Genomic DNA, 12031 nt, shown 5'->3' on the forward strand with positions numbered 1-12031 from the left:
AATAAAGATGAGAAGTATAGTTATCGATTGAAGATTTTAAAGGAGATATTACATAATGGGAATGGGAGACGTATTTGCCAAGATTCTGAGAAAAGAAACAAGTACTGAAAAGGCCATTCCAGAGGTGGAAAAAATAAACGATAACCTCTATAAAGTAAATGCAGCTGCCTTTGATGAGGAAGTCCTGAGATCAGAACTACCTGTGATTGTTGACTTTTTTTCTAAAAAATGTAGGCCATGTAAGAAAATAGCTCCGGTGTTTGAGAAAATGGCACTTGAGTATGAAGGACAGGTCAAGTTTGTAAAAGTAGATGTGGATCAGGCACGTGACATTGCAAAAGATTACGGACTTATGGCTGTTCCAACACTCATGCTTTTTAAAGATGGAGAACTTCAGGATAAATTAATAGGAAATATGGCGGAAGATAAAGTAAAGTCCACCATTGAAAAAACCTTTGGGACAATATTGTAATCAGGTGAGTTACATGGATGAAAAAGAGAAAGTAAAACAAGATATCTATGAATGGACTGCAAAATATGCAGAGAAAAAAGGGCTCCAGCTAAATGCTGACAGTGAAATGCTGGATCTTGTAATAGAAGGACTTGCTAATAATAAAATTAAATATGGCAAAAATTACTGCCCCTGCAGGATAATCAGTGAAGATGATAAGGAAAACAGAAAAATAATTTGTCCCTGCATATATCATCTTGATGAGATTGAAAAAGATGGTTCCTGCCATTGTGAACTTTTCTTTAAATGATAAATGGTTAAACTTGAACAAAATCACTCATGGTTTATCTTATGGCACACGCCAATAAGTATTGTCATTCTTTATGTGCTGGGAATGAACAATTTGCCATTCCTTTAAATTGCTCTGCATCAAAAAAGTCATCAAGGCGCTTCTGCCGTTCATCCATTTTTACAAGGTTTGAAACTCCAATACCCACAAGCCTGAAAATTCCCATGCCTTCAAATTTTGAAAACATCCGTAAAGCTGTCCTGTATATGGACATTTTATCATTGCTGTAAGCACTCAGGGTAACAGATCTTGTATAGGTTGTAAAATCAGAAAACCTGACCTTGAGGTTTACAGTTTTGAAAACAAACCCTTTGCGAAGAAGCCGTGCATGCACCTGTTCAGAAAGCATTGCAAGTGTCTTTTTTACAACGTTGATATCTGCTACATCCTCTTCAAACGTAACTTCCTTACTTATGGATTTGACTAAACGATGCCGCAACAGTTCTGAGGAATAGGTCCCGTTGGCGATCTGTTTGAGGCGGATGCCACTTTTTCCGAACTTTGCGATAAGAAGCTGGATATCACACTTTCCAATATCACCGATAGTCTTTATGCCCATATTTTCAAGCGTCATCCGGGTTTTTGTACCGACGCCGGGAATCTTAGAGACATCAAGTGGATAAAGAAAATCACAGAGTGAATCAGGTCGTACCACTGTTAACCCGTTGGGTTTCTCATAATCTGAAGCAATTTTAGCAACTATTTTATTAGGCGCAATCCCTATTGAACAGGTAATTCCCTCGGCACTCTTAATATGATTCTTAATCTTCCTTGCGAGTTTTTCAGCTTTTTCGTAATCAGATACAATCCCTGTAACATCCATATAAGCCTCATCCACACTGACCTGCTGGAATGCAGACACACAACTTTTCAGAATTTCCATAATGTTCTTTGAGACCTGATGGTAGAGTTGCATATTGACAGGCAAAAAAACTGCATCCGGACAGAGCCTATAAGCTTTAGAAATGGGCATTGCAGAATGAATACCATATTCACGGGCTTCGTAGGAACATGTGCTGACCACACCTCTACCTTCCCCACCCTTTGGATCTGACCCCACAATGACCGGCCTTCCTCTCAATGCAGGATTTTCTCTTACCTCCACAGAGGAAAAGAAGCTGTCCATATCGATATGAAAAATAATAGAGGGAGGATTCATTGGATAATCTATGGCGATTTATCAAATAAAAATAATTTCATTCGCTGACTAAAAGAAAGTACAAAACTTTTTTAATAATCCCTTCTCATTATCATCTATGTATATTTACATTGCAGCAGTTGCTTATTTTGTTACAATTTTTCTGACTATCAGGGATATTAGGATCTATAGACGCACTGCTTTTGCTTCTTATCGCAAAGGTGCAATGAAGGGAATTGTTGCATCTACAATCATTCTAATAGGACTGCTTATTGTTTCGGCATATCCTGATGCCGGATTATTGTTTGTATTGGTAGGCCTTTTTGTAAACAAAAAGGGAACAAGGGAAAAAATCTTTACCAGTGCAACTGCCCTCGAGAGGTTTTTAGGTAAAACGGATATCGTGAAAGAAAATACAAATTTAGAATAATCCAAAAGCTATAAATACATAAAACCGGTTCACATAACGCAGATTATATTATAATGCTTACTAATATTAATTGGAGATACAACATGGGAAATATTAGACCGACAAATATCAAAAGGATTGCATTTAAGCTGATCAACGAGTACGGAGATTCATTTACAGACGACTTTGATGAAAACAAGAAGCTAGTCGAGAAATTCACCACCATAGAAAGTAAAGTGATCAGAAACCGTGTAGCTGGTTATGTTTCCAGAAAAATTAACCGCAAACAGGCAATCTAAGGCCGTGATCCTATGTTCCAGGGTGTCCTACCTGCTCTAATAACTCCTTTTAATGACGATAACAAAATTGACAGGGATGGTCTCAAACGGAACATTGAATTTGTTGAAAATGGAGGAGTTTCCGGAGTAGTAACATGTGGAACTACCGGAGAATCCGCAACCCTTTCTACTACAGAGCATAAAGAACTAATTGATCTTACTATTGAGTACGCCAGCGTGCCAGTTATTGCTGGAACCGGGTCTAATAACACTGCTGAGGCAATTGAACTAACAAAATATGCTGCTGATACAGGAGCCGACGGAGCTCTTGTCATATCTCCCTATTATAATAAACCAAATCCAGAAGGGCTTATCAGACATTTTAAGGCGATTGCAGGCTCTGCGGATATACCTGTGATTCTCTACAATGTTCCATCCCGAACAGCTCAGGATATACCTATTGAAGTAATAACTGAACTATCAAAGGTCAGTAATGTCGTGGGAATCAAGGAAGCCAGCGGGAGTATCCCGAAAATCACAAGAATACTCGAGGAAACCGCTGATGAGGATTTTGTTGTTTTTTCAGGAGAAGATGATCTAATCTTCCCAATTGTTGCACTTGGAGGTGTTGGAGTTATTTCCGTGGTTGCAAATGTGGCTCCTGTAAAAACAGTAGAACTCGTAAAAGCCACTCAACAAGGAGATTTTGAAACTGCAAAAAAACTGCACTTTGAGCTTGCACCCCTTATAAGACAATTATTTGCAGAGACAAATCCCATTCCTGTAAAACGTGCAATGGAAATTATGGGGCTTGCCGCAGGACCTCTTCGGCTTCCACTTGCACCACTTAGTAATGAGAATGAGAAAAACCTTGTTGAAGCATTAAAGAATGCGGGGTGTCTTGGTTGATTAAGGTAGGCGTGCTCGGAGCTGCCGGAAGGATGGGTGGCTTAATTATACAGAATATTGTCAAAAACGGGAATCTACAACTTGTGTCCGCTTTTGATCTCACGAAAATAGGAGCTGATGCAGGAGAAGTTGCACAAGCAGGTAATCTTGGAGTTCCAATATCAGATATTAATGATCTTGGAACAATTCTCAATGACACAAAAACAGATGTCCTTATTGATTTTACAATTGCCGATGCCACAGCCGCTAATGCACCCATAGCAGCATCTTGTGGAGTCAACCTGGTAATCGGCACTACCGGACTTAATCCCGAGCAGCAAGAAATTGTAAAAGGTTCAATCACCGAAAATAATATTTCCGCTGTTATTGCACCCAACTATGCAGTTGGGGTGAATGTTTTTTTCAGGATAATCAGGGAAGCGGCAAAATACCTTGCTGACAACGATATTGAGATTATTGAAGTACATCATAATCAAAAACAGGACGCTCCCAGTGGGACTGCTTTGAAAGCCGCAGAAGTTATTGCAGAGGAACTCAACAAAACCGAATTTGTTTACGGAAGACATGGCAAAGCCCCAAGAGGCGATGAAATTGGGATCCATGCAGTTAGAGGCGGTGACATTGCTGGTGACCACACAGTTCTTTTTGCCGGGGACGGCGAGAGAATAGAAATCAAACATCAGGCACATACCAGACAGGCTTTTGCAGCAGGTGCTGTGAAAGCTGCAGAATGGATATCTTCAAAAGAACCCGGTATTTATTCCATAGAAGACATCCTTGGATTTGATTGATATCAGAGCAGGTGTTCTGCAATATTTTCTGAGATCACACGTTCGCAGTAGTCACATCTGAGTTCAATGCCTGATTTAAGGTTACGAACTTCAAATTTGGATGCCACAGGTTCATTACTGTTTGAAATACAATTTGAATTTATACATTTTACAATGCCTTCAACATGTCTGGGAATTTCCACATTCTTTTTTTCCTGGACCTCAAAGTCACGTATTATATTTATAGTTGCATTAGGTGCTATCAGTGATATTCGGTCAGCTTCATCGGCTTCAAGCTCCCTTCCTTCAATTTTAACAACGTCTTTATTTCCAGCTTCACCGGGAGCATTGATAAGAACACTGACTACTCCGCTGGATACACCGGAAATCCCGAGGATCTTCAGCACATTAAGAGCCTGTCCTGCTGTTATGTGATCAATGACAGTACCGTTTTCAATCGGTTGGACCCTGATTTCTTTTTTGGAAGCACTCATTCCATCGCCCCCATAACAAGTGCCAAGAGTGCCATGCGAACTGGAACACCATAAAATGACTGCTGGAAGTAACAGGCATGAGGTGTAGCATCAACGCCTGGATCTATTTCAGTTGTTCGTGGAAGAGGATGCATGATTTTCATTTCGGAACGCGCGCTTTCAAGAAGTTCAGGTGTTATTTTCAACCTGTTTGCAACCTTCTGGTACTCTGCATCATCAGGGAACCGCTCTTTTTGCACCCGCGTCATGTACAGAACATCAACATCCTTGATAGCAGATTCCATAGAATCTGTTTCAGTCACATTGAGACCCCTGTTTTTGAGATCATTGATGATTTCCTGTGGCATTCGCAATTCTTCAGGTGACACAAGAGTGATATCTGCACCATAATGAGAAAGGGCATAGCACAGGGAATGTACCGTGCGCCCATATTTAAGATCACCTGCAAGAGCAATCTTCAAGCCTTCCAGATGACTCTCCCTTCTGATGGTATAAAGATCAAGGAATGTCTGTGTAGGATGATGGCCCGCCCCATCACCTGCATTGAGAATTGGGACAGAAGAAAACTCAGATGCAAGCTTTGCAGCACCTTCCATCGGATGCCGTAGTACTATTGCATTGGAATATCCTGCCACCACCCTGATGGTATCCGCAAGGGATTCTCCTTTTGCAATTGAACTTATATCCACTGAACCAAGATTTAGGACATTACCTCCAAGCCTCATGATCGCTGTTTCAAAGGACATTCTAGTACGAGTGCTTGGTTCGAAAAACAACACTGCAAGAATCTTGCCGGCTAATATGTCGGATTGTTCCTTGTTGCGGGCAATATCTTCCAGTTGTTCGGCAGTGTCAAGTATATGATCTATCATCTTCCGGGAAAAATTTTTCATGGAAATGATATGCATGCCTTTAAACATCATCCCATAGAAATGTACGCCAAAGGGATATAATTTTTGCTAACGACATTACAGGTAAATTTATTATCTGTTTTATAGTACTACTAACAAATACTCACCAAAGTGATTCTATGCGCCCGATAATACAACTAGCCCTTGACATCCTTGAAATTGAGAGGGGAATCCAGATAGCAAACGAAGCGTTAAATGGAGGAATTGACTGGATAGAAGTCGGTACGCCTCTCATTAAAAGCGAAGGCATGAACGCCGTCCGTGTTTTGAGAAGAGAATTTCCTGAAAACACTTTGCTTGCGGATATGAAAATTGCGGATACTGGCGCAATTGAAGTTGAAATGGCGGCAAAAGCCGGTGCAGATATTGTAATGATACTGGGAGAAGCAGATAATTCCACAATTACCGACGCAGTAGAGTCTGCAAGAAAATATGGTATTCGTCTGATGGCAGACCTTATGAATGTGGATGATCCGATTACAAGAGCAAAGGAACTCGAAGAGTTTGGCATTGATATTATCAACATTCATTGCGGCATTGACCAGCAGATGACAGGAAAAACTCCTGTTGATATCGTAAGTCAGATTGTAGAGCAGGTAAGCATTCCGGTAGCAGCTGCCGGAGGATTGGATGCTGAAAATGCTGCAAGGGCTGTGAAAGCCGGAGCAGAAATTGTGATTGTCGGAGGATACATAATCCGATCTGACAATGTCACCTTAGCAGCATCTCGAATCAGGAACAGTGTAGATAACCTTGAAATCACACCGGAAACCATCTTGTCAACTCATGAACAGATCATTTCACTTTTCAGAAATACATCAACCCCAAACATCTCCGATGCAATGCATCGCAAAGGAGCCATGTGTAATATTCACCCTCTGATACCTGGTGTTAAAATGGTTGGCAAAGCCATTACCGTCCAGACATTTGAAGGAGACTGGGCAAAAACCGTGGAAGCTATTGATGAAGCAGAAGAAGGAGATGTTATTGTAATCTACAATGGCAGTTCGCATATAGCTCCATGGGGAGGATTAGCAAGCTTAAGCTGTCTCAATAAAGGCATTGCAGGAGTGGTGATTGAAGGAGCTGTCCGGGATATAGATGAAATCAGAAAACTGAAATTTCCAGTTTTTACCTCAAATATTGTGCCAAATGCCGGAGAACCTAAAGGTTTTGGAGAGATTAATGCCGAAATCCAATGTGGTGGACAGGTTGTCAAACCCGGGGATTATATCATCGGTGATGATAACGGTGTTGTTGCAGTTCCCAAAGAGAAAGCATACGAAATTGCTCGCCGTGCAAATGAGGTAAAGAAAACGGAAATGCGCCTTTATGATGAAATCAAAAGAGGAAGTACTCTTTCAGAAATCCTGAAGCTCAAAAAATGGGAGAAATACTAAATGATAGAGATAGCCAAAATCCTTCTGTGCATGCCTTTTTTATTTTATGCATGTTATTCAGACATCAAAAGCAGAAGGGTAGCAAACCAGGTATGGATTGTAATGCTGGCAGTATTCTCCCCTTTTATTCTTTATGAAATCATAACCTACGGTCTCTCACACCTCTTATTGATAGGATTATCATTTACCATTATTTTTGTATTAGTATACATCCTGTTTTACGCAGGAGCTTTTGGAGGAGCAGACGCAAAAGCATTGATGACTATGGCCATTATTTTTCCGGTATACCCAACCATCATGATCGGGAACACCACATTTCCACTGGAAGGAATTCCAATAATCAACCTCTTTACCATGACGGTTTTTGGAAATTCTGTACTTTTGACAATTATCGTGCCTATAGGTCTTTTTCTGTACAATCTAACAAGGCCGCAGCTTTCTAAAACCCTGAAGAAACCTTATTTTATGTTTATAGGATACCGGTGTGACGTCGATAAACTCGGAAAACAAAAACATGTCCGTCTGCTCGAAAAAATAGAGGAAAAGGATGGAGTTGTCAAGACAAGATATTCAAGAGGCGGAGAAACCATCGATGAGGAAACTATTCAGACTATACAATCATACGCAAGCAGCGGAAAAATCGAGAACCAAGTATGGGTCACTCCCGGGCTTCCTTTCATGGTCCCCATAACCGCAGGATTTATCACTGCAATATTCTACGGTGATCTTATATTCAAGATTACATCCCTGTTGATGAATTAATTGTTTCCATGCGATAATTATTGATTTCAGAAAGGAAAATATCTCCGTATTTTTTCACTCGTATTTTCCCCACACCATTAAGCTTCATCATCTGCTCATGAGTCTCGGGAAGTGTAGCAGACATCTGCCTTAAGCTAGTATCCGCAAAAACAACATATGGTTTTACTTTTGCGTCCCGGGCAATTGAAGTGCGAAGGTTTTTCAGTCTGTCAAATAGTTCAGCGGAGTCATTCTTCAGAATATCATTTGTGTATGGAGGGGAAGTTGAACTTTCTGATTTAGGGAGAATGCTTTTGAGTTGCACGGAGCATTTCCCTGAAAGGATATCACGGCTTTTCTGGTTCATCTTCAGAACAGGATATCTTGAACCCTTCACTTCCAGCATTCCATGGCTTATCATTTCCCTTGCCATATTCTTCCACACGGCTTTAGGAATCCCAGAACCCTTCCCATAAGATCTTAAACGATGGTGAGAATATCTGGTTACTTTCTGTGAACGTGAACCACTAATAATATCCACAACATGATTTATCCCGAATTGCTGTTTTACTTCTTTTACACAATTGATCAGGATCTGTGCCTCTTTGGTTGCATCATAGAGTGTGGGAGGATCCCGGCAAACATCACAAGTCCCACAATCCTCTTCCATGGATTCACCAAAGTATTCCAGAAGCATCCGCCTCCGGCATTTAGTTGCCTCACAATAGCGCATCATCTGCTGCAATTTGGAGAAAGCCACATCCCTTTCTCTGTGGGATTCCATGCTGTCGATAAAGTACCTCAAACGATGCCAGTCCTTTTCGCTGAGGAAAAGAAGGCAATCGCAGGGTAAACCATCGCGACCCCCCCGCCCAGTCTGCTGGTAATAGCTTTCAAGATTGGAAGGAGGGCTATAGTGTATAACAAATCTTACATCCGGTTTGTCTACACCCATCCCGAAAGCAACCGTTGCCACCACAATACGAACTTTTCCGTTAAGGAAATCATCCTGCCTTTTGGATCTAATATCATCAGAAAGACCCGCATGATACGAAGTTGCATTAAAACCTCTTGATTTTAGCAGTGAAGCCGTTTCCTCGACCGCTTTCCTGGTCGGACAGTAAATAATTCCCGAATCAGAAGTGTGTTTTTTCAGATAGTTCACAATACCTGAAAAAGGATTTGTGGATTTTATTATTTCATAATTAAGATTTGGACGATTAAAACTTGACACATAAGTTGATGCACAGTGCATTCTAAGTTGTTTTTTAATATCCTCACGAACTGCGGGTGTGGCAGTGGCCGTTAGCGCTATCATGGGTACATTTGGATATCGGCTGCGAAGCGTTCCCAATCGCCTGTATTCCGGCCTGAAGTCATTTCCCCAGTCAGAAATGCAGTGTGCCTCATCAACTGCAAAAAAACTGATGTTGGCAGAATCAAGCAGTTTGAGAGTGGAAGGCATAACAAGGCGCTCGGGTGCAATGTAAAGAATATCGAGTTTTCCTTCACAGAAATCACTTATTACCTGTTGGGATTCTGATGCATCAAGTGTACTGTTGAGATAAGAAGCTTTTATTCCCTTTGAATTCAGGCTGTCTACCTGATCTTTCATAAGGGAGATTAGAGGAGATATGACAATAGCTACCCCCTCAAGAAGAATTGCAGGAAGCTGGTAGCAAAGTGATTTACCCCCTCCGGTAGGCATTAATACCAATACATCCCTTCCCGAAATCAAATCATGGATGGCATCTTCCTGATACAGTCGGAAACCATCAAACCCAAAATACTTTTTTAGTGTTTGATACATCCATTGCTCCTCATTATGAAAAATGATTTCATCTATTTAAAGCTGATAAAAGTGGAGCGAAAGTAATACTATAATTATGTCAAAACTTCACCTCGGGGTAATACGGTCATATTAATATATCCCGGATACATACAGGCACAACATATTCATACTTGCAATAATCAAAACTGGAGTTCCCTCAATGGTAAAAGTGGATAAATTCATACCCAGGGCTATTGAACATATCAAAGAGAACGCAAAAGGCAAAACTATTATTGCACTTTCAGGAGGAGTGGATAGTTCTGTTTGTGCTATTCTTGCACACCGTGCGATTGGTGAACGCCTGACACCTATTTATATAGACACTGGTCTCATGCGAAAAGGAGAGACCGAAAGGATTAGTGAAATATTCGGGGACATGAACCTTCAGATAATAGATGCAAAAGATCGTTTCCTCAAAGCCCTAGTAGGTCTTAAGGACCCTGAAGAAAAACGCAAGGCTGTTGGTGAAACTTTTATTCGGGTTTTCGAGGACGAAGCTATTGAATTAGAAGCCGAATACCTCATACAGGGAACCATTTATCCGGATAAGATAGAATCCGAAGGCGGTATTAAATCACATCATAATGTCGGTGGGCTCCCTGAACATATCAAGTTTAAGAAAATTGTGGAACCAATCGCGGAACTATACAAGGATGAAGTGAGGGAAGTTGCGCATGCACTCGGTTTGCCTGAGGAAATCTGTGAAAGAATGCCTTTCCCGGGTCCGGGTCTTTCAGTACGCATCATTGGAGAAGTCACAGAAGAAAAACTCGATGTTGTCAGGGAAGCAAATGCAATTGTTGAGGAGGAATTGCTTGAACAGTTCCACCCTTGGCAGACATTTGCAGCTGTTCTTGGAAAAGGAACCGGCGTAAAGGGGGACCAACGGATTCACGGCTGGATAGTAGGCGTGCGGGCGGTCGAGTCAAGAGATGGCATGACTGCTAATGCAATGCAACTTCCGTGGGATACCCTGCAGAAAATCAGTTCAAGGATCACCGGCGAAATACCATCTGTAGCAAGAGTGGTCTACGATATAACACCAAAACCCCCCGCAACCATTGAGTTTGAATGAGCACATTAAACGATCTTATACTGGATATCAGGGAAAGGCAAAGGATTAAACCTTCTCCCAAAAATGAACCTGCAGCTACTTGGACTGGCAGGGATCATCATGAAGGTAGAATCTCAGACTCCCTGACAATCATTTTCCGGACAGCTGGATGCTGGTGGGGAAAAATTGGCGGCTGTAGCATGTGTGGCTTTGTCTATGACAGAGCAAATACACCTCCAAGTATATCAGATCTTGAGGCACAGTATGAAAAGGCGCTTTCAAGAGCAGACAGGTTAGATAGTTTCATGCTTAAGATCTTTACTTCAGGCAGCTTTATGGATGAGAAAGAAATCAGCGAAGAAGCACGGAAACGATTGCTGCGGAAAATGGCTGAAGATAACCGGATTTCAAAAGTTATTGTCGAAACCAGACCGGAATTTGTTACAGAAGATGTCCTGAAAAAATGCACTGAAATTCTTGGAGAAAAGCCATTTGAAATTGCAATGGGACTGGAAACCAGTTCTGATAATATCCGTGCCCGTTCAATAAACAAGGGATTCACATTTGCTTCTTTTGAAAAAGCGGTTCTTGCTGCAAAAGAAGCAAAGGTTACGGTTAAAGCCTATCTACTGCTCAAACCACCGTTCCTTTCGGAGCGTGAGGCAATGGAAGATATTATAAAAACCATTGACGATATTGCCGATAGGGTCCAGACCGTTTCCATAAACCTTTGCAATGTGCAGCGTGGAACCCTTGTGGAACACCTGTGGGAGAGAAATCAATACCGACCTCCCTGGCTCTGGAGCATAGTGGAAATTCTGAAAAAGGGTAAGGAAAAGTACCCTGAGCTTGTCATTACATCTGATCCGGTGGGAGCTGGCTCAAAACGCGGCCCCCACAACTGCAGTAAGTGCAGCAGAGAGATCGCAGATCTTATCAGGAATTTTTCCCTGACGCAGGATACAGGAGTTTTCGATAAAGCTGACTGCGAATGTAAAGGACTCTGGAAAACAGTTCTTGAACTTGATGACAGGAGTTTTGGTTCCCCGATTATAGATTGAAATGTTAAGTATGAATCCTATTTTGAAAAAAAAACAATGATATTTCACTTTGAGTCAGAGTAGTTCTGACGTCTATTAGTTTGACCGTTTTATGTACTTCGCCTGCAACCAGCAGCGGCATTCCTATAATAAACAACATAAGCCAGTCACCAAACGCAAGGGGAACTGTACTTAGCATCATCTGAAGGAAAGGTGTGTAGACTGCAAGTATCTGCAAACCGATGGTCGCTAAAAC

The 12031-nt window shown here is 41.4% G+C and carries 15 protein-coding genes; 10 read left to right on the plus strand and 5 right to left on the minus strand.

The genetic code is table 11. The annotated features are described in order from the left end of the window. Positions 1-55 precede the first annotated feature (55 nt). Together trxA and PWQ49_RS02805 are read left to right on the plus strand one after the other, a co-directional pair. The gene (gene trxA / locus PWQ49_RS02800) at positions 56-472 is read left to right on the plus strand and encodes a thioredoxin (RefSeq protein WP_300607494.1); all 417 of its coding nucleotides are present in this window, start codon (positions 56-58) and stop codon (positions 470-472) included. 13 nt (positions 473-485) lie between these two features. Beyond that, positions 486-761, plus strand: coding sequence for a ferredoxin-thioredoxin reductase catalytic domain-containing protein (locus tag PWQ49_RS02805; RefSeq protein WP_300607496.1), 276 nt, complete (start codon positions 486-488; stop codon positions 759-761). Positions 762-825: 64 nt separating this feature from the next. Here the strand turns inward: PWQ49_RS02805 and dinB are convergent, their stop codons facing one another. Then, positions 826-1959 carry a DNA polymerase IV gene (gene dinB / locus PWQ49_RS02810; RefSeq protein ID WP_300607499.1) on the minus strand — a complete coding sequence of 378 codons (1134 nt, stop codon included), beginning with the start codon at positions 1957-1959 and terminating at the stop codon, positions 826-828. 97 nt (positions 1960-2056) lie between these two features. Here dinB and PWQ49_RS02815 point away from each other — a divergent pair, with 97 nt between their 5' ends. The 4 genes from PWQ49_RS02815 (at position 2057) to dapB (ending at position 4325) form a co-directional block, all read left to right on the plus strand. Beyond that, on the plus strand, positions 2057-2368 hold the full coding sequence (locus tag PWQ49_RS02815; protein ID WP_300607502.1) for a hypothetical protein: 312 nt from the start codon (positions 2057-2059) through the stop codon (positions 2366-2368). 83 nt (positions 2369-2451) lie between these two features. Then, a complete protein-coding gene (locus tag PWQ49_RS02820; protein WP_300607504.1) occupies positions 2452-2646 on the plus strand; it encodes a 30S ribosomal protein S17e in 195 nt (64 codons plus the stop codon). Positions 2647-2658: 12 nt separating this feature from the next. After that, complete coding sequence (gene dapA, locus PWQ49_RS02825) at positions 2659-3534, plus strand: 4-hydroxy-tetrahydrodipicolinate synthase (RefSeq protein WP_300607507.1); 876 nt, start codon at positions 2659-2661, stop codon at positions 3532-3534. Further along, the gene (gene dapB, locus PWQ49_RS02830; protein WP_300607510.1) at positions 3531-4325 is read left to right on the plus strand and encodes a 4-hydroxy-tetrahydrodipicolinate reductase; all 795 of its coding nucleotides are present in this window, start codon (positions 3531-3533) and stop codon (positions 4323-4325) included. The genes dapA and dapB overlap by 4 nt, the downstream gene beginning before the upstream one ends. A gap of 2 nt (positions 4326-4327) precedes the next feature. On the opposite strand, the gene pyrI is transcribed toward dapB, so the two are convergent. Together pyrI and pyrB are read right to left on the minus strand one after the other, a co-directional pair. Further along, a complete protein-coding gene (gene pyrI / locus PWQ49_RS02835; RefSeq protein WP_300607513.1) occupies positions 4328-4798 on the minus strand; it encodes an aspartate carbamoyltransferase regulatory subunit in 471 nt (156 codons plus the stop codon). Further along, on the minus strand, positions 4795-5721 hold the full coding sequence (gene pyrB, locus PWQ49_RS02840; protein WP_300607516.1) for an aspartate carbamoyltransferase: 927 nt from the start codon (positions 5719-5721) through the stop codon (positions 4795-4797). Before pyrB ends, pyrI begins: the two co-directional genes overlap by 4 nt. A gap of 107 nt (positions 5722-5828) precedes the next feature. Here pyrB and hxlA point away from each other — a divergent pair, with 107 nt between their 5' ends. Both hxlA and PWQ49_RS02850 read left to right on the plus strand, forming a co-directional pair. Further along, a complete protein-coding gene (gene hxlA / locus PWQ49_RS02845) occupies positions 5829-7109 on the plus strand; it encodes a 3-hexulose-6-phosphate synthase (protein ID WP_300607519.1) in 1281 nt (426 codons plus the stop codon). After that, a complete protein-coding gene (locus tag PWQ49_RS02850) occupies positions 7110-7871 on the plus strand; it encodes an A24 family peptidase C-terminal domain-containing protein (protein ID WP_300607522.1) in 762 nt (253 codons plus the stop codon). On the opposite strand, the gene recQ is transcribed toward PWQ49_RS02850, so the two are convergent. After that, the gene (recQ, locus tag PWQ49_RS02855) at positions 7849-9660 is read right to left on the minus strand and encodes a DNA helicase RecQ (RefSeq protein WP_300607525.1); all 1812 of its coding nucleotides are present in this window, start codon (positions 9658-9660) and stop codon (positions 7849-7851) included. The genes PWQ49_RS02850 and recQ overlap by 23 nt on opposite strands. A 181-nt stretch (positions 9661-9841) precedes the next feature. On the opposite strand from recQ, the gene guaA reads away from it, so the two are divergent. After that, the gene (gene guaA / locus PWQ49_RS02860) at positions 9842-10756 is read left to right on the plus strand and encodes a glutamine-hydrolyzing GMP synthase (protein ID WP_300607528.1); all 915 of its coding nucleotides are present in this window, start codon (positions 9842-9844) and stop codon (positions 10754-10756) included. After that, positions 10753-11796 (plus strand): archaeosine biosynthesis radical SAM protein RaSEA, encoded by a 1044-nt coding sequence (locus PWQ49_RS02865; RefSeq protein ID WP_300607531.1) that lies wholly within the window; start codon positions 10753-10755, stop codon positions 11794-11796. Before guaA ends, PWQ49_RS02865 begins: the two co-directional genes overlap by 4 nt. A gap of 4 nt (positions 11797-11800) precedes the next feature. Here PWQ49_RS02865 and PWQ49_RS02870 read toward each other — a convergent pair. Beyond that, positions 11801-12031 (minus strand): cation transporting ATPase C-terminal domain-containing protein (locus PWQ49_RS02870; RefSeq protein WP_300607534.1); only part of this gene is annotated, 231 nt, incomplete at its 5' end.

The sequence above is a fragment of the Methanohalophilus sp. genome (genome assembly GCF_030156785.1).
In the GTDB taxonomy this organism is placed as follows: Archaea; Halobacteriota; Methanosarcinia; order Methanosarcinales; family Methanosarcinaceae; genus Methanohalophilus.

Bases quoted from the DNA above. Each gene is read 5' to 3' on its own strand.
- trxA (WP_300607494.1), top strand. From the start codon at position 56: ATGGGAATGGGAGACGTATTTGCCAAGATTCTGAGAAAAGAAACAAGT.
- PWQ49_RS02805 (WP_300607496.1), top strand. From the start codon at position 486: ATGGATGAAAAAGAGAAAGTAAAACAAGATATCTATGAATGGACTGCA.
- dinB (WP_300607499.1), bottom strand. From the start codon at position 1,959: ATGAATCCTCCCTCTATTATTTTTCATATCGATATGGACAGCTTCTTT.
- PWQ49_RS02815 (WP_300607502.1), top strand. From the start codon at position 2,057: ATGTATATTTACATTGCAGCAGTTGCTTATTTTGTTACAATTTTTCTG.
- PWQ49_RS02820 (WP_300607504.1), top strand. From the start codon at position 2,452: ATGGGAAATATTAGACCGACAAATATCAAAAGGATTGCATTTAAGCTG.
- dapA (WP_300607507.1), top strand. From the start codon at position 2,659: ATGTTCCAGGGTGTCCTACCTGCTCTAATAACTCCTTTTAATGACGAT.
- pyrI (WP_300607513.1), bottom strand. From the start codon at position 4,798: ATGAGTGCTTCCAAAAAAGAAATCAGGGTCCAACCGATTGAAAACGGT.
- pyrB (WP_300607516.1), bottom strand. From the start codon at position 5,721: ATGATGTTTAAAGGCATGCATATCATTTCCATGAAAAATTTTTCCCGG.
- hxlA (WP_300607519.1), top strand. From the start codon at position 5,829: ATGCGCCCGATAATACAACTAGCCCTTGACATCCTTGAAATTGAGAGG.
- PWQ49_RS02850 (WP_300607522.1), top strand. From the start codon at position 7,110: ATGATAGAGATAGCCAAAATCCTTCTGTGCATGCCTTTTTTATTTTAT.
- recQ (WP_300607525.1), bottom strand. From the start codon at position 9,660: ATGTATCAAACACTAAAAAAGTATTTTGGGTTTGATGGTTTCCGACTG.
- guaA (WP_300607528.1), top strand. From the start codon at position 9,842: ATGGTAAAAGTGGATAAATTCATACCCAGGGCTATTGAACATATCAAA.
- PWQ49_RS02865 (WP_300607531.1), top strand. From the start codon at position 10,753: ATGAGCACATTAAACGATCTTATACTGGATATCAGGGAAAGGCAAAGG.